The sequence below is a fragment of the Kitasatospora sp. NPDC028055 genome (genome assembly GCF_040637885.1).
Taxonomy (GTDB): Bacteria; Actinomycetota; Actinomycetes; order Streptomycetales; family Streptomycetaceae; genus Kitasatospora.
Genome location: NZ_JBEZXE010000024.1, coordinates 79,324 through 105,165, shown reverse-complemented (window position 1 = coordinate 105,165; position 25,842 = coordinate 79,324). Strand labels below are relative to the sequence as shown.

21 protein-coding genes are annotated in these 25,842 nt (G+C 73.5%); 6 read left to right on the top strand and 15 right to left on the bottom strand.

Annotation, left to right across the window (positions count from 1 at the left end; translation table 11 throughout):
* Positions 1 to 6: 6 nt before the first annotated feature.
* On the bottom strand, positions 7 to 882 hold the full coding sequence (locus AB0F71_RS23385; protein WP_360237608.1) for a sulfurtransferase: 876 nt from the start codon (positions 880 to 882) through the stop codon (positions 7 to 9).
* A 166-nt stretch (positions 883 to 1,048) separates the two neighbouring features.
* Here AB0F71_RS23385 and AB0F71_RS23380 point away from each other — a divergent pair, with 166 nt between their 5' ends.
* Positions 1,049 to 1,795 (top strand): VOC family protein, encoded by a 747-nt coding sequence (locus AB0F71_RS23380; protein WP_360237638.1) that lies wholly within the window; start codon positions 1,049 to 1,051, stop codon positions 1,793 to 1,795.
* Here AB0F71_RS23380 and AB0F71_RS23375 read toward each other — a convergent pair.
* The 4 genes from AB0F71_RS23375 to AB0F71_RS23360 form a co-directional block, all read right to left on the bottom strand.
* A complete protein-coding gene (locus AB0F71_RS23375) occupies positions 1,792 to 2,448 on the bottom strand; it encodes a thymidine kinase (protein ID WP_360237606.1) in 657 nt (218 codons plus the stop codon). The genes AB0F71_RS23380 and AB0F71_RS23375 overlap by 4 nt on opposite strands.
* Positions 2,449 to 2,509: 61 nt before the next feature.
* Positions 2,510 to 3,697 (bottom strand): nucleotide pyrophosphatase/phosphodiesterase family protein, encoded by a 1,188-nt coding sequence (locus AB0F71_RS23370; RefSeq protein ID WP_360237604.1) that lies wholly within the window; start codon positions 3,695 to 3,697, stop codon positions 2,510 to 2,512.
* Between the two features lie 94 nt (positions 3,698 to 3,791).
* Positions 3,792 to 4,391 (bottom strand): DUF5998 family protein, encoded by a 600-nt coding sequence (locus AB0F71_RS23365; RefSeq protein WP_360237602.1) that lies wholly within the window; start codon positions 4,389 to 4,391, stop codon positions 3,792 to 3,794.
* Between the two features lie 92 nt (positions 4,392 to 4,483).
* Complete coding sequence (locus tag AB0F71_RS23360; RefSeq protein WP_360237600.1) at positions 4,484 to 7,330, bottom strand: GNAT family N-acetyltransferase; 2,847 nt, start codon at positions 7,328 to 7,330, stop codon at positions 4,484 to 4,486.
* 227 nt (positions 7,331 to 7,557) lie between these two features.
* On the opposite strand from AB0F71_RS23360, the gene AB0F71_RS23355 reads away from it, so the two are divergent.
* Positions 7,558 to 7,839 carry an HPr family phosphocarrier protein gene (locus tag AB0F71_RS23355; protein WP_360237598.1) on the top strand — a complete coding sequence of 94 codons (282 nt, stop codon included), beginning with the start codon at positions 7,558 to 7,560 and terminating at the stop codon, positions 7,837 to 7,839.
* Positions 7,840 to 7,911: 72 nt separating this feature from the next.
* Here the strand turns inward: AB0F71_RS23355 and AB0F71_RS23350 are convergent, their stop codons facing one another.
* The 3 genes from AB0F71_RS23350 to AB0F71_RS23340 form a co-directional block, all read right to left on the bottom strand.
* Complete coding sequence (locus AB0F71_RS23350) at positions 7,912 to 9,105, bottom strand: RtcB family protein (RefSeq protein ID WP_360237596.1); 1,194 nt, start codon at positions 9,103 to 9,105, stop codon at positions 7,912 to 7,914.
* 323 nt (positions 9,106 to 9,428) lie between these two features.
* Positions 9,429 to 10,817, bottom strand: a complete 1,389-nt coding sequence (locus AB0F71_RS23345; protein WP_360237594.1) for a pitrilysin family protein — start codon at positions 10,815 to 10,817, stop codon at positions 9,429 to 9,431.
* Entirely contained in the window at positions 10,814 to 12,160 is a 1,347-nt protein-coding gene (locus AB0F71_RS23340) for a pitrilysin family protein (protein WP_360237592.1), read from the bottom strand. Before AB0F71_RS23340 ends, AB0F71_RS23345 begins: the two co-directional genes overlap by 4 nt.
* Before the next feature lie 316 nt (positions 12,161 to 12,476).
* Here AB0F71_RS23340 and AB0F71_RS23335 point away from each other — a divergent pair, with 316 nt between their 5' ends.
* Both AB0F71_RS23335 and AB0F71_RS23330 read left to right on the top strand, forming a co-directional pair.
* Complete coding sequence (locus AB0F71_RS23335; protein ID WP_360237590.1) at positions 12,477 to 14,927, top strand: DNA topoisomerase IV subunit A; 2,451 nt, start codon at positions 12,477 to 12,479, stop codon at positions 14,925 to 14,927.
* A 187-nt stretch (positions 14,928 to 15,114) separates the two neighbouring features.
* The gene (locus AB0F71_RS23330) at positions 15,115 to 16,017 is read left to right on the top strand and encodes a sucrase ferredoxin (protein ID WP_360237588.1); all 903 of its coding nucleotides are present in this window, start codon (positions 15,115 to 15,117) and stop codon (positions 16,015 to 16,017) included.
* Positions 16,018 to 16,075: 58 nt separating this feature from the next.
* On the opposite strand, the gene AB0F71_RS23325 is transcribed toward AB0F71_RS23330, so the two are convergent.
* Genes AB0F71_RS23325 through AB0F71_RS23315 form a run of 3 tightly spaced genes read right to left on the bottom strand, consistent with a single transcriptional unit; the run spans position 16,076 to position 18,853 of the window.
* Complete coding sequence (locus tag AB0F71_RS23325; RefSeq protein ID WP_360237586.1) at positions 16,076 to 17,134, bottom strand: ABC transporter substrate-binding protein; 1,059 nt, start codon at positions 17,132 to 17,134, stop codon at positions 16,076 to 16,078.
* 38 nt (positions 17,135 to 17,172) lie between these two features.
* A complete protein-coding gene (locus tag AB0F71_RS23320) occupies positions 17,173 to 18,054 on the bottom strand; it encodes an ABC transporter permease (protein WP_360237584.1) in 882 nt (293 codons plus the stop codon).
* Positions 18,044 to 18,853 carry an ABC transporter ATP-binding protein gene (locus tag AB0F71_RS23315; RefSeq protein WP_360237582.1) on the bottom strand — a complete coding sequence of 270 codons (810 nt, stop codon included), beginning with the start codon at positions 18,851 to 18,853 and terminating at the stop codon, positions 18,044 to 18,046. Before AB0F71_RS23315 ends, AB0F71_RS23320 begins: the two co-directional genes overlap by 11 nt.
* 249 nt (positions 18,854 to 19,102) lie before the next feature.
* On the opposite strand from AB0F71_RS23315, the gene AB0F71_RS23310 reads away from it, so the two are divergent.
* Complete coding sequence (locus AB0F71_RS23310) at positions 19,103 to 20,695, top strand: sensor histidine kinase (protein ID WP_360237580.1); 1,593 nt, start codon at positions 19,103 to 19,105, stop codon at positions 20,693 to 20,695.
* Positions 20,695 to 21,381, top strand: coding sequence for a response regulator (locus tag AB0F71_RS23305; RefSeq protein ID WP_360237578.1), 687 nt, complete (start codon positions 20,695 to 20,697; stop codon positions 21,379 to 21,381). The genes AB0F71_RS23310 and AB0F71_RS23305 overlap by 1 nt, the downstream gene beginning before the upstream one ends.
* A gap of 112 nt (positions 21,382 to 21,493) precedes the next feature.
* Here AB0F71_RS23305 and AB0F71_RS23300 read toward each other — a convergent pair whose 3' ends face one another.
* The 4 genes from AB0F71_RS23300 to AB0F71_RS23285 form a co-directional block, all read right to left on the bottom strand.
* Positions 21,494 to 23,170 carry a cation acetate symporter gene (locus AB0F71_RS23300; protein WP_360237575.1) on the bottom strand — a complete coding sequence of 559 codons (1,677 nt, stop codon included), beginning with the start codon at positions 23,168 to 23,170 and terminating at the stop codon, positions 21,494 to 21,496.
* Positions 23,167 to 23,796 carry a DUF485 domain-containing protein gene (locus tag AB0F71_RS23295; protein WP_360237573.1) on the bottom strand — a complete coding sequence of 210 codons (630 nt, stop codon included), beginning with the start codon at positions 23,794 to 23,796 and terminating at the stop codon, positions 23,167 to 23,169. The genes AB0F71_RS23300 and AB0F71_RS23295 overlap by 4 nt, the downstream gene beginning before the upstream one ends.
* 128 nt (positions 23,797 to 23,924) lie before the next feature.
* A complete protein-coding gene (locus AB0F71_RS23290) occupies positions 23,925 to 24,638 on the bottom strand; it encodes a response regulator transcription factor (protein ID WP_360237571.1) in 714 nt (237 codons plus the stop codon).
* The gene (locus AB0F71_RS23285) at positions 24,635 to 25,825 is read right to left on the bottom strand and encodes a histidine kinase (RefSeq protein WP_360237569.1); all 1,191 of its coding nucleotides are present in this window, start codon (positions 25,823 to 25,825) and stop codon (positions 24,635 to 24,637) included. Before AB0F71_RS23285 ends, AB0F71_RS23290 begins: the two co-directional genes overlap by 4 nt.
* Between the last annotated feature and the right edge of the window lie 17 nt (positions 25,826 to 25,842).

Here is a 25,842-nt window from a genome sequence, read left to right as displayed (position 1 = left end):
CCGGGCTCAGCCCGGCTGGTCGGTCACCGCCACCGGGCGGCCCGGGTCGCTCGACCACTCGCTCCACGAACCCGGGTACAGCACCGCGTCCAGGCCCGCCACCTCCATCGCCAGAATCTGGTGCGCCGCCGTCACGCCCGAACCGCAGTACACCGCCACCTCTCCCTCCGCCGCACCCAACGCCCGGAACCGGGCCCGCAGTTCGGCCGCCGGGCGGAACCTGCCGTCCGGGCCGACGTTCTCGGCGGTCGGCGCCGACACCGCGCCCGGGATGTGTCCGGCCCGCGGGTCCACCGGCTCGCTCTCGCCCCGGTAGCGCTCCCCCGACCGGGCGTCCAGCAGCAGCCCGCTGCGCGCCCGGGCCGCGGCACCGTCCGCGTCCAGCGTCGGCAACTTCCCCGGTACGGGCTTGAAGTCGCCCTCCGCCGGCTCCGGCAGCTCGGCCGTCACCGGCAGCCCGGCCGCCCGCCAGGCCGCGAAGCCGCCGTCCAGCACCCGGACGTTCGGGTGCCCGGCCCAGCGCAGCAGCCACCAGGCCCGCGCCGCCGCCATCGACGCCGCACCGTCGTACACCACGACCGGACGCCCGGAGCTGACCCCGAAGCCGCGCATCGCCGCGCCGAACTCCTCCGGATCCGGCAGCGGGTGGCGCCCGCCCCGGCCCGGGGCGCCGGGCGGGGCCGCGAGGTCCCGGTCCAGCTCGACGAAGTGGGCACCGGGCAGGTGCCCGGCCCGGTACTCCTCGGCCGCGGTCGGGCCGCCCGGCGCGGCACCGACCAACTGGTAGCGCACGTCCAGCAGCACCGGCGGCCGCGTGGAGGCGAGCGCCTCCCGCAGCTCGGCCGCGGAGATCAGCGGGGAACCGTCGTTGAAGGTGGTCATGCCGGCCATTGTCGCGCAGCGCGCCCGAACCACGGCTCTTTGTGCGCTCTTTGCCGGACTTTCCGCGCGGGTCGAGGGTTGGGCACGCGCCAGAGTGGAAGCATCACCCTCGCGCGCCCGGATCTCCGTGCGCCCAACACCCGTGAGGAGGCCCGCATTGCCCGCGGTGGAACTCCGACTGGCCCAGGGCACACCCTGCTGGGTCAGCCTGCTGACCGACGACCTGCCCGGCGCGCGCGCCTTCTACGGCGAACTGCTCGGCTGGACGTACTCCCCCGGGCCCGGCCAACTCGGCGCCTACGTCCGGGCCGAGCTCGACGGCACCCCCGTCGCCGGCCTCGGCGTCTCCAGCACCACCGGCTTCCCGGTGCAGTGGACCACCTACTTCGCCGTGGACGACGCCGACCGCACCGCCCAATTGGTGCGCGAGTGCGGGGGCACCGTCGCGGTCGGGCCGCTGCAGGCCGACGACGCCGGGCGGATGGCCATCGCCGCCGACCTCTCCGGCGCCGTCTTCGGCCTCTGGCAGGCCGAGGAGCACCTCGGCCGGGAGGCCGGGACTGAGCCCGGCGGCCCCGCCTGGGCCGAACTGCTCACCCCGGACGCCGACGGCGCCGCCGTCTTCTACGGCACGGTGCTCGACCGGCCGGTCCGGCCCGCTGCCGACGAGAGCGCGCTGCTGGTGCACGGGCGCCCGGTCGCGGGCATCCGCCACCGCGCGGACCTGCGCGGCCACCCTCCGCGCTGGCGCACCCACTTCGCCGTCCGGGACGCCGAACTGACCACCCGTCGCACCGTCGAACTCGGCGGCCGCGTCCTGGTCGAGCCGCACGACACTGCCCGCGGCCGCGCCGCCCGGCTGGCCGACCCGCAGGGCGGGCACTTCTCGGTGCTCGAAGCGGCGGCGAGCTAGGCCTGCTGTTCCTCGAAGGGCAGCACGTCCGGGGAGAGCACCGAGGCGCGGGCGGTCGCGGCGGTCATCCGGCGGCGGTGGTGGCGGCGGCACAGCACCTCGTAGCCGATCTCGTCCTCGCTCACCGAGATGTCGCCGATCACCACCTGGGCGCCCTCGACCACCATCACGCCGCCGACCGTACGGGCGTTGTGGGTCGCCCGCGCGCCGCACCAGCAGAGCGCCTCGACCTGGAGCACCTCCACCCGGTCGGCCAGCTCGATCAGCCGCTGCGAACCGGGGAACAGCCGGGTGCGGAAGTCGGTGGTGATGCCGAAGGTGTAGACGTCGATGTCCAGCTCGTCCACCACCCGGGCCAGTTGGTCCACCTGCTCGGCGGCGAAGAACTGGGCCTCGTCGCAGATCAGGTAGTCCACCCGGCCGCCCGCCGACAGCCGCTGCACCACGTGCCCGTGGAAGTCGAAGTCGTCCGTCACCTCGACCGCGTCGGTGCGCAGGCCCAGCCGGCTGGAGACGGTGGCGGCGCCGGCCCGGTCGTTGCGGGTCAGGATGACGCCCTGTCGGCCGCGCGCCGAGTGGTTGTGGTCCATCTGCAGCGCCAGCGTCGACTTGCCGCAGTCCATCGTGCCCGAGAAGAACACCAGTTCAGCCATGGGTGGAGCAAGGGCCTTTCACATCAAGGGGGTTCGGGCGCGAAGGGGTCAAGGGTCCGCCTCAGCCCCGGACTTCGAGCAGCGGCACGAACTGTTCGACCGGGGTCATCGAGCCGTGCAGGCCGATCATCGCGGACTCGCCGGGCTCGTTGCGGGAGGCGATGATCGCGATGTCGTCGCGCGCCGCGGCGACCACGTCGCCGATCCGCAGGTACACCCGCTCGTCCACGGTCGGGCCGAACCAGCCCGCCGCGATCGCCTCGTCCCGGGTGGCTACCCACATCCGGTCGCCCAGCACCTCGCTCCAGACCGTGTGCACGTCGGCCGCGGCACCCGGCACCGCGTACACGTGCCGGGCCCGGCCCTCGCCGCCCAGCAGTGCGACACCGGCACCGAGCTCCCAGTCCTCGTCGAAGTCGATCCGGTCCTCGGGGGCGATGTCGATCATGCCGTGGTCGGCCGTCACGTACATCGCCGACCGCGGCGGCAGCTGCTCGGCCAGCCGGCGGGCCAGCCGGTCCACCGCGTCCAGCGTCATCCGCCACTCGTCGGAGTCCACCCCGAAGCGGTGGCCCGCGCCGTCCAGCTCGCTGACGTAGGTGTACACCAGCGCCCGGTCGTGCTCGGCCAGCCAGGAGGCGGCCAGGTCCATCCGCTCCTCGCCGGTGGTGCGGCCCAGGAAGGTCCCGCCGGACAGCGCCACCCTGGTCAGCGGGGTCTGGGCGAACAGCGGGGAGGACACCTGGGCGGTCGCCACCCCGGCCCGGTGGGTCTGCTCGAACACCGTCGGGTACGGCTGCCAGACCTGCGGGTCGGTGTGCGGCTGCCAGCGCAGCTGGTTCATCAGGTAGTCGGCGCCCGGCACCGCCACCGTGTACCCGGCCAGGCCGTGCAGGCCGGGCGGCGTGCCCGTGCCGACCGAGGCCAGCGAGGTCGCGGTGGTCGACGGGAAGCCCGCGGTCAGCGGACGGCCCGAGCCGCCCAGCGAGCTCCCGGCCAGCGAGGACAGGAACGGCGCGTACTCGGGGTGGCGCAGCAGCAGCTCCCAGCCCAGGCCGTCCACCAGGAAGACCACCGCCCGGTCGGCCGGGGCGATCGGCAGCGTCGCGGTGAACCCCGGGACGCCCAGGCCCGCCGCCACCGAGGGCAGCAGGTCGCAGAGCGAGCCGCTGCCGTACGGGGGCGCGGGGGCGTCGGCCGGGTCGAGGATCTCGAAGGCGTCGAAGCCGTCGGGGGGTGCGAAGGACATGGAACCGGATTCGTAGCGGGCGGGACCGCGCGCGGGCACGCGATCGGGAACGGCGGGGCTCGGTGGCCGGGCGCGACGGGGCCCGGCCGGGACCTCAGACCCGCGGGCCGTTGTCGATCGTCGCGTCGGACAGCGCCCGGGCGAACAGCAGCGCCTGGGCCACCGTCTCCGGGCCGTCCCCGGCCTCGCTCACCCGCAGCGAGAGGTCGTCGGCCGTGGCCGAACCGGTGTAGCCGTGGTCGGCCTCGCAGTTCGGGTCCGAGCAGCCGGCCGGCTCCAGGTCCAGGCGCTGGACCGCGCCCCAGCCGATGGTCAGCACCACCTCGCGCGGCAGCGTCCCGGGCGTGTACGTCTCCGGGTTCGCCACCATCCGGCTCAGCACGACCGAGCCGATCCGGTCCAGCCGGACGCTCTCCGTCGAGGTGGTGGCGAACGGCACGGCCGGGCTGCCGGCGTCGCCCGACTGCTCGTCGGTGTGGCTCACCACGAACCGGGTCGGGGTCAGCACCAGCACCGTCACGTGCCGGCGCACCTCGTTGGAGTCGAAGGTCGTCTCCTGGTGCACCAGGTAGGAGCTGATCGGCTCCGGGCCCACCGCGGACTCGACCGCCTCGGACACCAGGGCCGGGTAGTAGCCACTGCGCTCGATCGCCGAGCGCAGGTCCTGAGTGGTGGTGGTACCGGTCTTCGCCATAACTCCATCCTGGCATGGTCCGCCGACGAAGCGGGCGGCGCGGCGCCGAGCTTCGGACATCAGCGCCCACGGGCAGGCGCAACCAAGGAAGGTTACAGGGTGTCCATCGCGCGCGGGCCCAGATCGCTGCGGACGGGCAGCGGGGCGACCCGCACCCGCGCCCCCAGGATCGCCAGCCCGTGCGGGGCGACGACCACCGGTTCGAGGTCCACCGAAGCGATCTCCGGTAGGTCGTCCACCAACTGCGACACCCGCAGCAGCAGTTCCTCCAGCGCGCCGGTGTCCACCGCCTCGGCGCCGCGCCAGCCGAACAGCAGCGGTGCCGCCCTCACCTCGCGGATCAGGGCGGCGACGTCCTGGTCGGTGGCCGGTACCAGGCGGTGGGCCACGTCGCCGAGCAGCTCGGCGGGGGCGCCGGCCAGGCCGAAGGACAGGATCGCGCCGACGGCCGGGTCGACCGTGGCGCCGATCACGGTGTCCACGCCGCGCGGGGCCATCCGCTGCACCACCAGCTGGGCGCCGGCCGCGCCGCCGAGCAGGGCGTCCAGCTCGCGGTGGGCGCGGCGCAGGCCCTCCTCGCCGGTCAGGTCCAGCCGGACGCTGCCCAGGTCGGGGCGGTGGCGCAGGTGCGGGGCGGTCGCCTTCAGGGCCACCGGGTAGCCGAGCTGCTCGGCGGCCCGGACGGCCTCCTGCTCGTCGGGGGCGGGCAGCGTGGGCGATACGTCGATGCCGTAGCGGGCCAGCAGCAGCCGGGCCTCGGAGTCGGACAGGGTGATCCGGGCACCGCCGGGCTGGGTGCGCGCGGCGACCGCGGTGCGGGTGCTGAGCGCCGCGTCCACCAGGGCGCGGGCGCCGGGCTGGTCGATCCGGTCCAGGTCGGGGACGCGTGCCGTCTCCTCCGCCGCGGCGGTGCGGCGGCGCCACTCGGCGTAGTGCACGGCGTGCGCGAGGGCGCGCACGGCCCGCTCGGGCGCCCCGTAGGCCGGGATCCCACCCGGGCGCAGCCGGGTCGGCAGGTCGGTCAGGGCCAGGTGGGCCAGCACCAGGGGCTTGCCCAACTCCCGTGCCCGCTCGCCCGCTTCGAGCAGGGCGGTGGCGATCTCCGGGTCGTCCGAGCCCATCTCGGGGTCGTCCGGGCCGGTCAGCCGGCCGCCCATGAAGGCGTGCGCGGAGGTGCCGATCGGCGGGATGGCGACGGCGATCACCGCGTCCACGGCCGGGTCGCTGAGCGCGACGTCCAGGGCGATCCGGAAGTTCTCCCCGGTCGCGGCGGTGGTGAGGTCGACCGGTGTGCGCGGCCGCAGCCCGGCGCTCAGGCAGGTGTCGTAGGTGAGCAGGCCCAGCGAGTCGGAGTTGCCGACCACAGCGACCCGGTCGCCCGGCGGCAGCGGCTGCTGGGCGAGCAGCTCGCCGGTGTCGAACAGCTCGGTGATGGTCGCCACCCTGGTGACCCCGGCCTGTTCGAACAGCGCGTCCACGGTGGCGTCCTGCAGGCCGGTGGCGGTGGCCGGGACGGCGTGGCCGGGCGGCAGGCTGCCGGTGTGGCGGGCACCCTTGACCACCACCACCGGCTTGGCGGTGGCCAGCCGGCGCGCGATCCGGGTGAACTTGCGCGGGTTGCCGAAGGACTCCAGGTAGAGCAGCACCACCTCGGTGGCCTCGTCCTCGGCCCAGTACTGCAGGAAGTCGTTGCCGGAGACGTCCGAGCGGTTGCCGACCGAGGCGAAGGAGGAGACGCCGAGGCCGCGCCGGTGGGCGGACTCCAGCAGGGCCACGCCGATCGCCCCGGACTGGCAGAAGATCCCGAAGCCGCCGCGGTCCGGCAGGTGCGGGGCGAGCGAGGCGTTCAGCGGGCGGTCGGGGTCGGTGTTGATCAGGCCGAAGGCGTTCGGGCCGACCACCCGCATGCCCGCCGCGCGGGCCTGGCGGACCAGGGCGCGCTGGCGGTCGCGGCCCTCCGGGCCGGTCTCGGCGTAGCCGGCGGTGACCACCACCAGGCCCTGCACGCCGTGCGCGCCGCACTCGGCGACGGCCGCCGGGACGACGCTCTCGGGGACGGCGATCACCGCGAGGTCGACCGGCCCGGGAATGTCCAGAATCGAGCGGTGCACCGGGACGCCGTCCAGCTCGGTGCCGGGCGGGGCGCTGCGGTTGACCGCGTAGACGGTGCGCGGGGCGTCCTTGGACTCGTACCGGCTCTCGAACTCGGTGTCGAAGCTGCCGAGCAGGTCGCGCAGCAGGGCCCGGCCGACGGTCTGCGGATTGCGGGAGACGCCGATCACGGCCACCGAGCGCGGGGTGAGCAGCCGCTGCACCGAGCGGGCCTCGGCGCGGTGCTCGCGGGCTCGCATCACGGCGAGTGAGCGGTCGGTCTGTTCGAGGTCGAACTCCAGGTGCACCACGCCGTCGGCGAAGCTGCGGTGCTGGGTGTAGCCGGCGTCGGTGAAGACCTTCACCATCTTGCGGTTCTCCGGCAGCACCTCGGCCTGGAAGCGGCGGATGCCCCGCTCCTGGGCCACCGCCGCGATGTGCTCCAGCAGCGCGGAGGCCACGCCGCGGCCCTGGTGGGCATCCTGGACCAGGAAGGCGACCTCGGCGTCGGTGCCGTCGTCGGAGGGGCGGCCGTCGGCGTCGATCCGGTCGTAGCGGACGGTCGCGATGAAGTGGTCCCGGACCACCACGGCGAGGCCGACCCGGTTCACGAAGTCGTGGTGGGTGAAGCGGCGGACGTCCTTGTCGGAGAGCCGCGGGTAGGGAGCGAAAAAGCGAAAGTACTTGGACTGGTCGGAGACCTGTTCGTAGAACTCCACCAGCCGCCCGGCGTCGCCGGGGGTGATCGGCCGGATCCGGGCCGTACCGCCGTCGCGCAGCAGGATGTCGGCTTCCCAGTGCTGCGGATAGTCGGGTTGCGCGGGGTTCGCCACCGCGGGGTCTTCCACATTCGTCAGGTTATCCGGCGGCGGGCCGAATGGCGCCGGGCGCGCGCTCACGGCAGGGTGGACAGGGCCACTGGCCGGGCCTTATGCCCCGAAAAGAAACAATCACAAGTCCCGAACGCGGCGCCTCGCCGGGGTTGCCTGCGTGCAACACTGGTCTAGACAACACGGTCGTTCCCCCCGCTCGCCCGAGCACGGCCGTGACCAGCTTCACCGGAAAGGCACGTCTCATGGCTGAGCGCCGCGTCACCATCGGTTGGGCCGAGGGCCTGCACGCCCGTCCCGCCTCCGTCTTCGTCCGGGCCGTCACGGCCACCGGCGTGCCGATCACCATCGCCAAGCCGGGCGGCAACCCCGTGAACGCCGCCTCCATGCTCGGCCTGCTCGCCCTGGGCGCCCAGGGCGGCGACGAGGTCATCCTGGCCTCCGACGCCCCCGGCGCCGACGAGGCCCTCGACCGCCTCGCCAAGCTGGTCTCCGAAGGCCTCGACGAGCTCCCGGCCGCCGCCTGAGCCAGCCCCCGCTCGTCACGCGTGACCTGACCGAGGCCCCCGGGATCGCCCCCCGGGGGCTTCGGCCGTTTGTCAGCCCTTCACGCAGATCACCTGCTTGAGGTGCGCGACCACCTCGACCAGGTCCTTCTGCTGCTCGATGACCTTCTCGATGTTCTTGTACGCGCCCGGGATCTCGTCCACCACTCCACTGTCCTTGCGGCACTCCACGCCCTTGGTCTGCTCGGCCAGGTCGCGCGTGGTGAACCGCTTCTTCGCCGCGGTGCGGCTCATCTTGCGGCCGGCGCCGTGCGAGGCGGAGTTGAACGACGCCGCGTTGCCCAGGCCGCGGACGATGTAGGAGCCCGTCCCCATCGAACCCGGGATGATCCCGAGGTCACCGGAGCCGGCCCTGATCGCGCCCTTGCGGGTCACCAGCAGGTCGACGCCGTCGTACCGCTCCTCCGAGACGTAGTTGTGGTGGCAGCTGATCACCTCGTCGAAGGTGACCTGCGCCTTGTCGAACTCGCGGCGGACGACGTCCTGGAAGAGCGCCATCATCAGGGCGCGGTTGTGCTTCGCGTACTCCTGCGCCCAGAAGAGGTCCTGGCGGTAGTCGGCCATCTCCGGCGTCTTCGCGAGGAAGACCGCGAGATCCCGGTCGACCAGCCCCTGGTTGTGCGGCAGGGCGCGGGCGACGCTCATGTGGTGCTCGGCCAGCTCCTTACCGATGTTGCGGGAGCCGGAGTGCAGCATCAGCCAGACCGCGCCGGTCGTATCGACACACAGTTCGATGAAGTGATTTCCTCCACCGAGCGTCGCCATCTGCTGCATCGCCCGCTCGCGGCGCCACTTGACGTCCTCCGCGATGCCGTCGAAGCGCTGCCAGAAGTCGTCCCAGCCCTCCGCACGGAAGCCGGGCAGCGTGACCGGGTCGACCGGGTCGGTGTGCAGGCCGCGGCCGACCGGGATGGCCTGCTCGATCTTGGAGCGCAGGGCGGAAAGGTCGTCCGGGAGGTCCTCGGCGGTGAGGGAGGTCTTCACCGCGCTCATCCCGCAGCCGATGTCGACGCCGACGGCCGCCGGGCAGACCGCGTCCTTCATCGCGATGACGGAACCGACCGTCGCGCCCTTGCCCAGGTGGACGTCCGGCATCACGGCGAGGCCGTGCAGCCACGGCAGGGAGCTGATGTTGCGCAGCTGCTGGAGGGCCGCGCCCTCGACCGTCGCCGGGTCGGTCCACATCCGGATCGGGACGCGGATGCCGGGTACTTCGGTGTACGACATGGGTGAACGACCTCCAGAGGTCGGGTGGTTCGGGAAAGGGATGCCGCGCGAAAGAGGATCCCGGCGCGGCTCGGGGAAGTTCAGGGGCGACTGCGCTCAGGCGGCCAGGGCGGAGCAGGGGAGATACGGCCTCGGGGAGCGCCGTCGTATGGCTTGCTCGACCCGCATGGTGACCGCCTCCCTTCGCTGCTCGCAGTTCGCACGTGTTGTGCGTCGGGGAACATCTATCCACGGAACGGGCCGGGCCCGCAACGGATTTAAGAACGCGTCCGGCCCGGCGGAGCGAAGGCGCTCCACCGGGCCGGAGGGGACAGCGGAAGGCGTCAGCTGACGACGGTGACCTCGCCGATCCCGAGCGCCCGCACGTCCGCCTCGATCGCGGCGGCGTCGCCGACCAGGACGGTGACCAGGCGGTCCGGCGGGAAGGCCGCGACCACGGCCTCGGTGGCCGCCGCGGTGGGCAGTTCGGCCAGCTGCCGGTAGACCTCGGCCTGGTAGTCGTCGGGGAGGTACTGCTCGACCTGGTCGGCCAGGGTGCCGGCGACCGAGCCCGCGGTCTCGTACTTGAGCGGCGCGACGCCGACCAGGAACTGCACGGCCTCGTCGCGCTCGGCGTCGGTGAGGCCCTCGGCGGCGAGGGTGCGCAGGATGGTCCAGGTGTCGGCGAGCGCGGGGGCGGTGGAGGCGGTGTCCACCGAGCCGCTGATGGCGAGCAGCGAGCGCCCGCTGCCGTCGGCGGCGGAGCGCAGCGGCTGGGCGAAGGCCCGGACGCCGTAGGTGTAGCCCTTCTCCTCGCGCAGGACGCGGTCGAGACGGGAGGTGAGGGTGCCGCCGAGGCAGTAGGTGCCGAGGATCTGGGCGGCCCAGACCGGGTCGTGGCGGTCGGGGCCGATCCGGCCGATCAGCAGCTGGGTCTGGACGGAGCCGGGGCGGTCGACGATGAGGACGCGGCCGCGGTCGTCGCCGGTGACCGGGGCGTGGGTGGAGGGCTCCGCCGCGGTGCCGGTCCAGGTGCCGAGGGTGCTCTCCAGCAGGGCGGGGAGGTCGACGCCGGTGAGGTCGCCGACCACCACGACGGTGGTGGTGGCGGGGCGCACGTGGGCGTCGTAGAAGGCCTTGACGGCGGCCCGGTCGATCGACTTGACGGTGTCGGCGGTGCCGCTGCGGGGCCGGGAGAGGCGGTCCGCGGCCTCGAAGAGCTCGGCGTAGAGGGCCTTGGCGGCCCGCCGGGCGGGGTTGGCCTGCTCGTGCACGATCTCGTCGAGGCGGTTGGCGACGAGGCGCTCGATCTCCTCGGCCGGGAGGGCGGGGGCGCGCAGGGCGTCGGACAGCAGGGTGAGGCCGCGCTGGAGCCGGGAGGCGGGGACTTCGAGGGCGACCCGGATGCAGGGGTGGTCGGCGTGGGCGTCGAGGGTGGCCCCGGCGCGCTCCAGCTCGCCGGCGAACTCCTCGGCGGTGAGGGTGTCGGTGCCCTCGTTGAGGGCGCGGGCGAGGATGGCGGCGACGCCGTCGAGGCCCTCGGGCTCGGCGGCGAGCGGGGCGTCGAGGAGGACCTCGACGGCGACCAGCTGCTGGCCGGGCCGGTGGCAGTGCAGCACGGTGATGCCGTTGCCGAGGGCGGTCCGCTCGGGGGCGGGGAAGGCCCAGGGGCCGGGGGTGCCGGGCTGGGGCTGGGGGTGGAAGGTCATCGCGGGGACGTAGTCGGTGCTCATACGGCGGCACCCTCCTCTTCGGAAGCGGCGTCGGAAGCGTCGTCGGCGGCGGTCGCGGTCGGCTCGTAGACGAGGACGGCCCGGTTGTCGGGGTGGAGCCGGGCCTTGGCGACGGCCTGGACCTCTTCGGCGGTGACGTCGAGGACCTTGGGGAGGGCGTCGTTCAGCAGCTTGGGGTCGCCGAACAGGACGGCGTAGCGGCAGAGTTCGTCGGCGCGGCCGGCGACGGTGGTGAGCCGGTCGAGCCACTCGCGCTCGATCTGGGCCTGGGCGCGCTCGAGTTCCTCGGGGGTGGGGCCCTCGGCGGCGAATCGGGCGAGCTCCTCGTCGACGGCGGCGTCGATCTGGGCGATGGTGGCGTCGCCGGAGGTCTTGACGTCGAGCCAGCCGAGGCTGGGGGCGCCGGCGAGGCGCAGCAGGCCGAAGCCGGCGGCGACGGCGGTGCGGTCGCGGCGGACGAGCCGGTTGTAGAGGCGGCTGGACTCGCCGCTGCCGAGGATGGTGAGCGCGAGGTCGGCGGCGTCGGCCTCGCGGGTGCCGTCGTGCGGCAGGCGGTAGGCGGCCATCAGGGCGCGGGAGGGGACGTCCTCGGCGAGTTCCTGGCGCAGTTCGCGGCCGATGGTGTCGGGGAGTTCGCCGGAGCGCGGGGGCTGCTTGCCGTCGTGCGCGGGGATGGAGCCGAAGTACTTCTCGACCCAGGCGATGGTCTGCTCCGGGTCGATGTCGCCGACCACGGAGAGCACCGCGTTGTTGGGCGCGTAGTAGGTGCGGAAGAACGCGCGGGCGTCCTCCAGGGTGGCGGCGTCGAGGTCGGCCATGGAGCCGATCGGGGTGTGGTGGTACGGGTGGCCCTCGGGGTAGGAGAGCGCGGTGAGCTTCTCGAAGGCGGTGCCGTACGGGACGTTGTCGTAGCGCTGGCGGCGCTCGTTCTTGACGACGGCGCGCTGGTTCTCCATGGACGTCTCGTCGAGGGCGGCGAGCAGCGAGCCCATCCGGTCGGCCTCCAGCCAGAGGGCGAGCTCCAGCTGGTGGGCGGGCATGGTCTCGTAGTAGTTGGTGCGCTCGAAGCTGGTGGTGCCGTTGAGCGAGCCGCCGGCGCCCTGGACGAGCTCGAAGTGCCCGTTGTTGGAGACGTTGGCGGAGCCCTGGAACATCAGGTGCTCGAAGAGGTGGGCGAGGCCGGTACGGCCCTTGACCTCGTGGCGGGAGCCGACGTCGTACCAGAGGCAGACCGCGGCGACCGGGGTGAGGCGGTCCTCGGAGAGGACGACGCGCAGGCCGTTGGCCAGGCGGTGCTCGGTGATGGCGATGCCTCGGCTGGAGGCGGGGGCCGGGTTGGCCATGCGCTCGGGTCCTTCCCGTCGTCGATGTCGGGGTTCGTGTGGCGTCCCCCATTGTGGTGCAACGCGTGGGGGGCGTGTTTGTGTCCGCGCGGAAGCGGCGTTCGCCAGGGGCGGAAGAGGGCCGCTGACCGGGAGTGTCGGCGCGAGGGTCCACAATGGGGGCGCCGCGCCCTGTCGGTCGCACCCGGTTGACGGGTCGCGGCGGTAGGACGGTGAATCAGGGAGCCGGGGCGGCGAAGCCCGTCCGGTGACCGGACCGGACGGCCGACGGCCGGCCGACGACACAGCCAGCGACACGTAAGGGAGCCCCGCCGCGATGGCCCGCCGCAGTTCGCAGACCCCGCCGCCCGGAGACTTCGAGGAGCGGATCCTCGACGTCGACGTCGTGGACGAGATGCAGGGCTCCTTCCTGGAGTACGCCTACTCGGTGATCTACTCGCGTGCGCTGCCCGACGCGCGGGACGGTCTCAAGCCGGTGCACCGCCGGATCCTGTACCAGGCCAACGAGATGGGCCTGCGTCCGGACCGGGCGCACGTCAAGTGCGCGCGCGTGGTGGGCGAGGTGATGGGCCGGCTGCACCCGCACGGCGACCAGTCGATCTACGACTCGGTGGTGCGCATGGCGCAGCCGTTCTCGATGCGGCTGCCGCTGATCGACGGGCACGGCAACTTCGGTTCGCTGGGCAACGACGACCCGCCGGCGGCGATGCGGTACACCGAGTCGCGGCTGACGGCGGCCTCGATGGCGATGGTGGAGTCGATCCACGAGGACACCGTCGACTTCGGGCCGAACTACGACGGCAGCGAGCAGGAGCCGCTGGCGCTGCCGGCCGCGTTCCCGAACCTGCTGGTGAACGGCGCGACGGGTATCGCGGTGGGCATGGCGACGAACATGCCGCCGCACAACCTGTCCGAGGTGGTGGCGGCGGCCCGGCACCTGATCAAGCACCCGAGCGCGGACCTGGACACGCTGATGCGGTTCGTGCCCGGTCCGGACCTGCCGACGGGCGGGCGGATCGTGGGCCTGTCGGGCATCCGGGACGCCTACGAGTCGGGCCGCGGCACGTTCAGGATCCGGGCCACCACGACGATCGAGAACGTCACGGCGCGCCGCAAGGGCATCGTGGTGACCGAGCTGCCGTACAACGTCGGCCCGGAGAAGGTCATCTCGAAGATCAAGGACCTGGTCAACGCGAAGAAGCTGCAGGGCATCGCGGACGTCAAGGACCTGACCGACCGCGAGCACGGGCTGCGGCTGGTGATCGAGGTGAAGAACGGCTTCGTGCCGGAGGCGCTGCTGGAGCAGCTCTACAAGCTGACGCCGTTGGAGGAGACCTTCGGCATCAACAACGTGGCGCTGGTGGACGGGCAACCGCTGACGCTGGGCCTCAAGGAGCTGCTGGAGGTCTACGTCGACCACCGCTTCACGGTGGTGCGCCGGCGCAGCGACTTCCGCCGCCGCAAGCGGGAGGAGCGGCTGCACCTGGTCGAGGGCCTGCTGGTGGCCCTGGTGGACATCGACGAGGTCATTGCGGTCATCCGGTCGAGTGACAACGCCCAGCAGGCGAAGGAGCGCCTGATGGAGCGCTTCTCGCTGTCGGAGACGCAGACCGGCTACATCCTGGACACCCCGCTGCGCCGGCTGACCAGGTTCGACCGGGTGGAGCTGGAGCAGGAGAAGGAGAAGCTGAACGCGGAGATCGCGGAGCTGACCGAGATCCTGGAGTCGGATTCCCGGCTGCGCAGCGTGGTGTCGTCCGAACTGGGCGCGGTGTCCAAGCAGTTCGGGACGGAGCGGCGCACGGTGCTGCTGGAGGCGGGGGCGGCTCCGTCGGCGGCGCTGACGGTGCCGCTGGAGGTGGCGGACGACCCGTGCCGGGTGCTGCTGTCCTCGACCGGGCTGCTGGCGCGGACGGCGGACGGCGAGCCGTTCGAGCTGTCGGAGAAGCGGGCGAAGCACGACGTGATCGTGTCGGCGGTGCCGGCCACGGCGCGGGCGGACGTGGGTGTGGTGACGTCCGCGGGCCGGGTGCTGCGGCTGCCGGTGATCGACCTGCCGGCGCTGCCGCCGATGCCCTCGCCGACGCTGGCGGGCGGGGCCGCGGTGGAGGAGTTCCTGCGGCTGGAGGCCGGGGAGCGGGTGCTGGCGCTGACCACGCTGGACGAGTCCTCGCCGGGGCTGGCGCTGGGCACGGTGCAGGGTGTGGTGAAGCGGGTGGTGCCGGAGTGGCCGGCGAACAAGGACGAGTTCGAGGTGATCGCCCTCAAGGACGGCGACGAGCTGGTGGGCGCGGTCGAACTGCGCACCGGCGAGGAGGACCTGGTCTTCATCACCTCGGACGCCCAGCTGCTGCGCTACCCGGCGGGGCAGGTCCGTCCGCAGGGCCGTCCGGCGGGCGGCATGGCGGGCATCAAGCTGTCGGACGGCGCCCGGGTGCTGTCGTTCACGGCGGTGGACCCGGGTGCGGACGCGGTGGTGGTCTCGGTGGCGGGCGCCTCGGGCACGCTGTCGGGTGACGAGCAGACGTCCTGGAAGGTCACCCCGTTCGAGCAGTACCCGCGCAAGGGCCGGGCGACCGGCGGTGTGCGCTGCCAGCGCTTCCTGCGCGGCGAGGACGGCCTGGTGTTCGCCTGGGCGGGTGCCGCCCCGGCCCGGGCCGCCGGTGCCAAGGGCGTGCCGGTCGACCTGCCGGAGCGCGACCCGCGCCGGGACGGTTCGGGCACCCCGGTGACGGCGCCGATCACGGTGGTGGCCGGCCCGGCGTGACGGCCGGCCCCGTGCCGGCCCCGTGCCGACCCCCGGGCCGACGGGAGCGGAGGGCGGGGTGCCTGCGGGCGCCCCGCCCTCCGGCGTGTCCGCGGCCGTCCCGCCCTCGGGTGGGAGGGCTCCGGGCCTGGTCGCGGGCGCTCCGCGACCCCCGGGCCGGGCCGCCGCCGGGGGTAGCCTTGCCCGGGTGAGCACCTGTGCGACCCTCTCGCGTGAACTTTCGGAGCCCTTGACCGCGACGGCGGCGGTGGCGACCACCTGGCTGCTGCTGGAGCAGAACGGCCCCTGGGGCGCGAAGGCCCTGGGCGAGAGCCACCTGGACGGGGCGGTCGGCCGCGCGCTGGAGGCCGCCGCCGCGGGTACCGGCGTACGGGTCGCCCTGATCCGGCGGCCCGGCCGGCACGCGGACTGCCTGCCGACGGCGCGGCACGAGGTGGTGGTGGCGCACGCGGTGCCGGGCCGGGGCTGGGTGCGCCGGGCGCAGGTGGCGGATCCGGCGGAGCTGCTGGAGCTGGACTTCGCGGCGCTGGGCGCCGGTGACCACAAGGGTTTCGGGCTGGAGCACGTCGGCGGCCCGCTGGCGCTGGTGTGCACCAACGGACGCCGGGACCGCTGCTGCGCGTTGCTGGGCCGTCCGCTGGCTGCGGAGCTGGCGGCGGCCGGGCACAGCGAGGTGTGGGAGGTCACCCACCTGGGCGGGCACCGCTTCGCCCCCACGATGCTGGTGCTGCCGTACGGCTACGCGTACGGGCGGCTGACGCCGGAGAGCGCCAAGGAGGTGCTGGCCGCGACGGCGGCCGGGCACATGGTGCCGGAGTGGTCGCGGGGCTGCTCGGGCTGGGAGCGGCCGGGCCAGGCGGCCGAGCACGCGGTGCGGCTGGCGATCGGCGAGACCGGGGTGGACGCGCTGACCGTGACGCAGCGGCCGGACGGCCCGGGCCGCTGGCTGGTGGGGGTGTTCCACCGGGACGGCCGGGCCTGGGAGGTGGACGTGATCGAGTCGGTGAGCGAGCCGGCGCGTCCGGAGAGCTGCGGCAAGGCGGCGGGGACGCCGTCGCGGATGGACGTGCTCTCCGTACGGGGGATCTGAGCAGCACGGCGGCCCCGCGCCCGTGGGGGTGGGCGCGGGACCGCCGCGGGCGGTGGGATCAGCCGGCCGCCTTGCCGACGAACTCCGTGGTGTACGTCCTGGACAGGTCGATCGTCCCCTCCTTGCCCTTGACGTCCGGGTGGAAGGCGGCGAGCACCGCGAGCACGGTCCTGGGCCCGTCGGCGGGCATCACCCCGTCGGTGGTGAACATCGGCAGGGTGGACTTGATGGCCGCCGCGTACTGCTCGGCGCCGCCCTGCGCGTAGTCGGCGGGCATCTTCGCGGCGATCTCCTCGGGGCTGTGGGTGGACATCCACTTGAGGGTCTTCACGAAGGCGTTGGTGAGCTTCTGGGTGGTGTCCTTGTTCTTCTCGACCCACTCGGTGCTCATGTAGAGCGAGGAGGACGGGTAGAGCCCGCCGAGTGCCTGGCGCGAGCCCTCGGGGGTGCGCATGTCGTAGAGGATCTTGCCGAGGCCCTTGTCCAGGACGGTGGCGACGGTCGGGTCGGTGGTCATCCCGGCGTCGATGCTGCCCTGCTGGAGGGCGGCGATGAAGGTCTGGCCGGCGCCGACCGCGATCGGGCTGAAGTCGCTGACGGAGGCGCCGTTCTTGACCGCGAGGTACTTGGTGAGGAAGTCGGTGGAGGAGCCGATGCTGGTGACGCCGAGCTTCCTGCCCTTGAAGTCGGCGCCGGACCTGATGGCGTCGGCCTGCTTGGTGGAGACCAGTTCGACCTCACCGGGGGCCTGGGCGAACTGGACCACGGACTCGACGTGCTTGCCCTTGGCCTGGAGGTCGATGGTGTGGTCGTAGAAGCCGACGGCGCCCTGGACGTCGCCGGCCAGCAGTGCGGTGGTGGCGTTGACGCCGGCCGGTTCGGTGAGCAGTTCGACGTTGACACCGGCCTCGGCGAAGTAGCCGAGCCGCTGGGTGAGCATCGCGGGCAGGTAGATGACCTTGTCCAGGCCGCCGACCATGATCTTGACCTTGGGGCCGTCGACCTGCTGCCCGGCCGGGGCGGCGCCGTGGGCGGAGGTGGCGGCGTCGTTGGCGCAGGCGGTGAGCGGGAGGAGCAGGGCGGCAGCGGCGAGGGCGGCGGCAACGGATCTGCGCATCGTGGGGGAACCTCTCGGTACGTACGGGCGGGGGGAGTTCAGCGGCCGTCGCCCGCGTCGGCGGGCTTCCAGCGGAAGAGCCGCTTCTCGGCGAAGGTCAGCAGCCCCTCGGTGAGCAGCGCGACGACGGCGAGGATGGTCATGGCGGCGTACACCCCGGCCGCGTTGAAGGTGCCCTGGGCGGCGGCGACCAGCAGGCCGAGGCCCTTGGTGGCGCCGATGTACTCGCCGACGATCGCGCCGATCAGCGCGAAGCCGAAGCTGACGTGGAGGCTGGTGAAGATCCAGGTGGTGGCGGCGGGGATGACCACCTGGAGGGTGACCTTGCGGTTGTCGGCGCCCAGGATGCGGGCGTTGGCGACCAGGTTGCGGTCGACCTCGCGGGCGCCCTGGAAGGCGTTGAAGAACACCGGGAAGAACACCAGGACCACTGCGGAGGCGACCTTGGAGGCCGGGCCGAGGCCGAACCAGATCAGGAAGATCGGGGCGAGCACGATCCGCGGGATGGCGTTGAGGACCTTGATGTACGGCCCGAACACGTCGGCCAGGAAGCGGATCCGGCCGAGCGCGATGCCCAGCAGCACACCGCCGACCACGCCGATCACCCAGCCGGTGAGGGCCTCGTACAGGGTGTAGCCGATCTGCTCGCCGAGCGAGCCCTGGGCGGTGCCGTGGGTGGTCCACTGCCAGATCTGGTCCCAGATCCTGGACGGCTGCGAGAAGTTGAACGGGTCGATGACCTCGGTGCGGGCGCACACCTCCCACAGGCCGAGGAAGGCGACCAGCACCCCGATCCGGGCCGCGTAGACGGTCAACTTCCGGTTGCGGGCGGCCCGTTCGCGGGCCTCGGTCCTGGTGGTGGCGGCCGGGGGCGTCCCGGCGGCGGTCGAAGCGGTCTCGGACGCGGTCTCAAGCGGCACGACCCGCTCCTCTCTCCCGGGTGATGCGCACCTCTTCGCCGAGCGAGGCCCAGATCTCGCGGTACAGCTCGACGAACCTCGGTTCCAGCCGGACGGCCTCCACGGTGCGCGGTCGTGGCAGGTCGACGGTGAAGACCTCCTTGACGGTGGCCGGGCCGGCCGTCATCACGACGACCCGGTCGGCGAGCGCGATGGCCTCGTCCAGGTCGTGGGTGACGAACACGACCGAGGAGCCCGTACCGGCCCACAACTCCAGCAGCTGGTCGGACATCAGGGCGCGGGTCTGCACGTCCAGCGCCGAGAACGGCTCGTCCATCAGCAGGATGGCCGGGTCGTTGACGAAGGTCTGGGCGAGCGCGACGCGCTTGCGCATGCCGCCGGACAGCTGGTGCGGGTAGCGGTCCTCGAAGGCGGCCAGGCCCACCCGGCCCAGCCAGTCCCGGGCCCGCTCCCTCGCCTCGGCGGCGGGCACGCCGCGGAAGCGCGGTCCGGCCATCACGTTGGACAGCACGGTGCGCCAGGGGAAGACGGCGTCCTGCTGGAAGACGAACCCGACCTGGGGGTCGATCCCGCGCACGGGCTCGCCGTACACCCGGACCTCGCCCTCGGTGGGCTCCTCCAGGCCGCTGACCAGGGTCAGCGTGGTGGACTTGCCGCAGCCGGTGGGGCCGACGACGGCGACGAACTCGCCCTGGGCGACGGTCAGATCGAGATCACGGACGGCGGTGTGCAGCGCACCGGAGGGGGTGCGGAAGCGTTTCGTCGCGCCGGTCAGCTCGATCGCCGGGGTATCGGTCATTCATTCCTCCCGGGTCAGTGCTTGCCCCGGAAAGGTAGGAGCGGGCCCGGCCCCGGCGGGAGCCTTCTCCGCGTAGTGCGACTTCTCCGCATTGAGGGGTGTTCTGCTCCTTTTGCTTCCGCTACAACTGCGGGGACGTGGGCTGACAGAAACACGTCGGAAACATAAGGTGTCCCGACCGCGCCCCTGCCGGACCCCGCCCCCGTGTCCGCGGGCCCCGTGACACCCAGCCGCCGAGAGGAGGCCCGGATGAAGCTCCCCCACTGGCCCCGCCGGGTCTTCGCCCAGCTCCTGCTGAGCCAGACCGTCGTCACCGTCGGCGTCACCGCCCTGACCGCCGGGCTGTTCCTGGCCCCGGTCAGCAGCGAACTGGACCACGACGCCATGCAGCGGGCGCTGTCCATCGCCCAGGCCACCGCCACCGACGAGGCCATCGCCCGGGCCGCCGACACCCGCGACGTCGTCACCGCGCAGCGCAACGCCGAGCAGATCCGGCTCGCCACCGGCGCCAGCTTCGTCGTGGTCACCGACCTGGACGGCATCCGCCTCTCGCACACCGACCCGGGCCGGATCGGCCAGCGGGTCAGCACCGACCCGGAGCCGGCGCTGGCCGGCCGCAGCGTCACCGCGATCCAGCAGGGCACCCTGGGCCGCACCGCCCGCGGCAAGGTGCCGCTGCGGACGGCGGACGGCCGGATCGTCGGCGAGGTGTCGGTCGGCATCAGCGACGACTCGATCCGCCGCCGGCTGCTCAAGATGCTCACCGGCATCCTGCTGTGCGCCGCCGCCGGCCTGAGCGCCGGCACCGTCGCCACCCTGGTCCTGGCCCGCCGGCTCAAGCGCCGCACCCACAACATCGCGCTGGCCGACATCTCCGCCCTGCTGGTCGAGCGCGAGGCGATGCTGCACGGCATCCGCGAGGGCCTGGTCGCGCTGGACGAGCGGGGCCGGATCCGGCTGGCCAACGACGAGGCCCTGCGGCTGCTCGACCTGCCCGGGGACTGCACCGGCCACCCGATCGCCGCGGTGCTGCCGCCGGGCCGGCTGGCCGACGTACTGACCGGGCGGATCACCGGCACCGACCTGCCGGCCGTCCGGGACGACCGGGTGCTGGTGGTGAACCGGACGACCACCGCCGAGGGCGCCGTGGTGACGCTGCGCGACCGCACCGAGCTGGAGTCGCTGGTCCGCGAGCTGGACACCACCCGCAGCCTCACCGAGGCGCTGCGCGCCCAGGACCACGAACACGCCAACCGGATGCACACCCTGCTCGGCCTGCTCGAACTCGGCCGCCACGAGCAGGCGGTGGCCTTCATCTCGGAGCAGTCCGGCTCGCACGCCGTGGTCGCCGCGCGGATCGCCGAACAGGTGCAGGACCCGCACGTCGCGGCGCTGCTGGCGGGCAAGACGGCGGTGGCCGGCGAACGCGGGGTGCGGCTGGTGCTCGCCCCGGCGGCGCACCTGCCGGACGCGGTGGTGGACGCCCGGGCGCTGGTGACGGTGCTCGGCAACCTGATCGACAACGCGGTGGACGCCCTGGTGCCCGGCGGGGGCGGGCGGCTGGAGGTGACGCTGGCGGCGGCCGGCTCCACCCTGCTGCTCCAGGTCGCGGACAGCGGCCCGGGCGTGCCGGAGGAGCTGCGCGAGCAGGTCTTCGAGGAGGGGTGGACCAGCAAGGACGCGCCCGCGCACCGTCCGCGCGGGCTGGGCCTGGCGATGGTGCGGCGGCTGGTCGAACGGACCGGCGGCCGGATCGTGCTCGACACCGGCCCGCTCGGCGGCGCCCGGTTCACCGTCGAGCTGCCCGAGGCCCTGCTCACCACTCAGCTCGTGGAGGCCTGATGATCGACGTACTCGTGGTGGACGACGACTTCCGGGTCGCGGACGTGCACGCCGCCTACGTGGCCAAGGTGCCGGGCTTCCGGGTCACCGGCACCGCCCACTCGGCCGGGGAGGCCCTGGCCGCGCTGGAGCGCCGCCCGGTGGACCTCCTGCTGCTCGACCACCACCTGCCGGACGAGACCGGCCTGGCGCTGGTCCGCCGACTACGGGACCGCCAGGTGGCCTGCGACGTGATGATGGTGACCGCCGCCCGGGACGTCTCCACCGTGCACGCCGCGATGCAGCACGGCGCCCTGCAGTACCTGGTCAAGCCGTTCACCTTCGCCGGGCTGCGGGACAAGCTGGTCTCCTACGCCCAGCTGCGGCACGCGCTGGCCGCCCCGGCCCGGGAAGCCGGCCAGGACGAGGTGGACCGGCTGTTCGCCACCCTGCGCAGCGCCGCCGCGCCCGCCGGAACGCTGCCGAAGGGCCACTCGGCGCCCACCACCGACCTGGTGCTGGGCGTACTGCGCCGGGCGGGGCGGCCGCTGTCCGCCCAGGAGGTCGCCGACGCCACCGGGCTGAGCCGCTCGACCGCCCAGCGCTACCTCAAGCAGCTGGAACGGGACAGCCGGCTGCGGCTGACCCTGCGCTACGGCGACACCGGCCGCCCCGAGCACCGCTACGGGCTGGCCGTCCGGGCCTGACCGCACCGGGGCGCCCCCAGCCCCTCGGCGAACGACGGAAACCCCGACCGGCCCGGGAACGGCGGAACCCCGGCGGGCCCAGGTCCGCCGGGGTTCCCTCTGGTCACGGCGGCTACGCCGCGCCCGCACCGGTGAGGGCCCGCACCTCCAGCTCGGCGAAGCGGTCCGGGTCCGCCGGTTCGGGAGAGGTGAGCGTCCCGATCCAGCCCGCCAGGAAGCCGAGCGGGATGGAGACGATCCCGGGGTTCTCCAGCGGGAACCAGTGGAAGTCGACACCGGGGAACAGCGCCACCTTCGATCCGGAGACCACCGGCGAGAAGAACACCAGCACGATCGCCGGAACGAGCCCGCCGTACACCGACCAGACCGCCCCCCGGGCGGTGAACCGCGACCAGAACAGGCTGTACAGCAGCACCGGCAGGTTCGAGGAGGCGGCCACCGCGAAGGCCAGGCCGACCAGGAAGGCGACGTTCAGCTGCTGGGCGTAGAGGCTGATCACGATCGCCGCCGCGCCGATCCCGCCGGCCGCGAACCGGGCCACCACCACCTCCTGCTGCTCGCTCGGCTTCTCCGCGGTGCGCTCCGTGCCGCGCCGGCCCGGCCGGTTCCGCCAGGCACCGGCCCAGATGTCGTGGGCGAAGGCGGCGGAGGAGGCCAGGGTCAGCCCGGCGACCACGGCGAGGATGGTGGCGAAGGCGATCGCCGAGATCAGCGCGAACAGCACCACCCCGCCGGTGCTGCCGTTGCCGCCGCCGAGCACCAGGGCGAGCAGCGGGACGGCGGTGTTCCCGGCCGCGTTGGCGTGCCGCACCTCCGCGGAGCCGACCAGCGCGGTGGCGCCCAGACCGAGCGCGATGGCCATCAGGTAGAAGCCGCCGACCAGGCCGATCGCCCACATCGTGGAGCGGCGGGCGGCCCGTGCGGTGGGCACCGTGTAGAAGCGGGACAGGATGTGCGGCAGGCCGGCGGTGCCGAGCACCAGGGCCAGTCCCAGGCTGAAGAAGTCCAGCCGGCTGGTGAAGGTGGCGCCGTACTTGAGCCCGGGTTCGAGGTAGCGCTGACCGGCGCCGCTGTGCCGGGCGGCCTGGCGCATCAGCTCGAACAGGTCGCCGTGGAAGCGGACCACGAGCAGCACGGTGAGCAGCACCGATCCGGCGATCAGCAGGAAGGCCTTGACGATCTGGATCCAGGTGGTGGCCCGCATCCCGCCGATGGTGACGTAGACGATCATCAGCGCGCCGACCGCGATGATCGTCCAGGTCCGGGCCTGGGCGCTGTTGGTACCGAGCAGCAGGGCGACCAGCGAGCCCGCGCCGACCATCTGGGCGACCAGGTAGAGCAGGGTGACCACGACGCTGGCGCCGCCGGCCGCCGCCCGTACCCTGCGGCGGCGCAGCCGCAGCGCGAGCACGTCGGCGAGGGTGTAGCGGCCCGCGTTGCGGACGAGTTCGGCGACCAGCATCAGCACGACCAGCCAGGCGACCAGGAAGCCGATGCTGTAGAGCACGCCGTCGTAGCCGTACAGGGCGATCAGCCCGGCGACGCCGAGGAAGGAGGCGGCGGACAGGTAGTCGCCGGAGAGCGCGAAGCCGTTCTGCAGCGGGGTGAAGTCGCGTCCGCCGGCGTAGAAGTCCTCGGCGGCGCTGCCCTGGCGGCCGACCCAGAGGGTGATCCCCAGGGTGACCAGGACGATCACGGCGAACAGCACGATCGCCAGGCCGTGGTGCTGACCGGCCGGGGCGACGGGGGGCGGGGTGGCGGTGGTCAGCACGCCGGTGGTGGCGGTCATCGCAGCTGGTCCTGGGTGTCCCAGCGCAGGCCCAGGGCTGCGCGGTCGCGCTTGGTCCGGGCGTTGCGGGCGTAGAGCCAGGTGAGCAGGAAGGTGGAGGCGAACTGGAGCAGGCCCAGCACCCAGGCCACGTTGAGCGGTCCGGCCACCGGGCTGCGCATCACGCCGGGCGCGGCGGCCTCGGCGGCGACGTACATCAGGTACCAGCCGAGGAAGGCGCCGCTGGTCGGGAAGACGAACGAGCGGTAGCTGCGGCGGATGTCCTGGAAGGCCGCACTGGCCTGGACACTCCGGTAGACCTCGGTGCTGTCGGTGGTGCTCACCGCCGCTGCCGACGCCTGCGGCACCACGGGCGGCGCCGACGGCGGGGCGACGGCCGGTACCAGCGGCGGTACGGCGGGTGGCGCGACCGGCCGCGCGGCGACGGGCGGGGCGGGCGGCGCGGCCACCGGCTCGGGCGCGGCGGCCGACCGGGCGGCGGCCGGACGGGTGGGAACCGGCTGGCCCGGTACGGCCGTTCGGCGGGGGGCGGCAGTCGGCTCGGACGCAGTGGCGGCGGCCGCCGGAGCGGCCCACCAGTCGAATCGCTGCCCCTGGCCGGGACTGCTGGTCTGCTGCTGTGGCACTGCTGCTCCTGGGCGCGGGCCGGGCGTTCTGACCCGAACCATCATGGAGCCCGCCGGACACCGTCCCTGACCATCGCAGATACGTTCACTCAATGAGGTGATCGATCATCTGACGGACACTCATCCGACTACTGCTGCGTACCGGTGATTCCGTGCCGGAAGGCGTACGCGACCGCCTGCGCGCGGTCCCGCACCGCGGTCTTGGCGAACAGGTTGTTGATGTGCGTCTTCACCGTCGCCTGGCTGACGAACAGCCGCTGGGCGATCTCCGCGTTGGAGAGCCCCTCCGCGATCAGCGCGAGCACCTCGGCCTCCCGCACCGTCAACCCGTCCGGCAGCTCGCCGCCCCTGGCGGCCGACCGCTCCGGGCTCGGCGCGCCCGGCGCGCTCGGCGTCACGGACTTCGCCGGCCCCTCCGAAAGCCGCTCCAGCAAACGGAGTTGGACCTGCGGGGAGAGTCCGGCCGCACCCGCGCGGACGTCCGCGATGGCCTTGGCGATCTGCTCGCCCCCGGCGTCCTTGGTGAGGTAGCCGCGCGCCCCGGCCTGCAGCGCCGGGAACAGCGACTCGTCGTCGGCGTAGGTGGTGAGCACCACGACCTCGGTCCCCGGGTGGGCGGCCCGGATCCGCCGGGTCGCCTCGACGCCGTCCATCCGCGGCATCCGCAGGTCCATCAGCACCACGTCCGGGTGGTGCCGCTCCACCAGGGTGACGGCTTCCTCCCCGTCCGCCGCCGCGCCGACCACCTCGATGCCGGGCAGCAGGCCCAGCAGCATCACGATGCCCTCGCGCACCACCGTCTGGTCGTCCGCCACCAGCACCCTGATGGCCCCGCCGTTCATGCCGGCACCCGCAGCAACACCCGCCACCCTCCGTCCTCCGGACCCGCCAGCAGGGCGCCGCCGAGCAGTTCCGCGCGTTCGCGCATCCCCAGCAGACCGTACCCGCTGCCGCTCTCGGCCAACTCACCGTCGGACAGCTCACCGCCGGACAGCTCACCCGTCGACTGGCCGCGCGGTGCCCGGGTGTTGCGCACCTCCAGCTCCACCACGCCGTCCAGGTAGCGCAGTTCGACCGAGCAGCGGGCGCCCGGCGCGTGCTTGCGGACGTTGGTCACCGCCTCCTGCGCCGTGCGCCGCACCGCCAGCCCGGCCTCGGCGGCCAGCGGCCGGGGCGTCCCGGTCACGGTGAGCGCGGCCCGCTCGCGCTCGGCCAGCTCCACCAGGAACTCCCCGACCGGGGTGAGCTCCCCGCGCAGCGCCGACAGCGCCTGCCGGGTCTCGACCAGCCCGTCCTGGGCCATCCGCCGGGCGGCCACGACCCGTTCGCGGACCTGCGCGCGGTCCGCCCCGGCGTCCAGCATCAGCCGGGCCGCCTCCAGGTGGACCAGCTGCGCGGAGAGGCTGTGGGCCAGCACGTCGTGGATCTCCCGGGCGATCCGGGCCCGTTCGGCGAGCGCCGCGCTCTCCGCCTCGGCGGCCCGCACGGCGCGCTCCTGGACCAGCAGCCGACGGGCGGTGCCGCGGGCCTCGATGTCCAGCCGCAGCAGGAAGCCGACCAGCAGCGAACCGCCGACGGTGGCGGCCACGCTGAGCCAACTCGCCGGGGAGGCCGCCGTGTACGAGGCCAGCGCGGCCGCCGCGGTGAGCAGTGCGGGCGCGGGCGGCAGCCGGATCAGGGCCGTGACGGCCAGCCCGATCCAGAGGAAGTCGGCCAGGGTGTAGGCCAGTCCCCGGTTGGCGAGCCAGCCGGCGCCGATCAGGGCCGCGGCCAGCAGGTAGGAGGCCGCCGGATGCTGTTCCCGGGTGACCCGCAGGTACACCGCGCAGAGGGCGACGGCCGCGACCAGCCCGGCCGCCGCGGCCGCCACCGCCCAGCCGGCGTACTTGCCGCCGGAGAAGGTCCCCCAGCCGATGACGACCACCAGGACGACCCGGCCGAACAGGGTGAGGACCCGCCGCGGTCGGCTCTCGGCCTCGCGCTCCAGCCCCTCCCGGGACTGCCAGCGGGTCCAGTACCACCCGGGCAAGACTGCCTCCTCGGTGC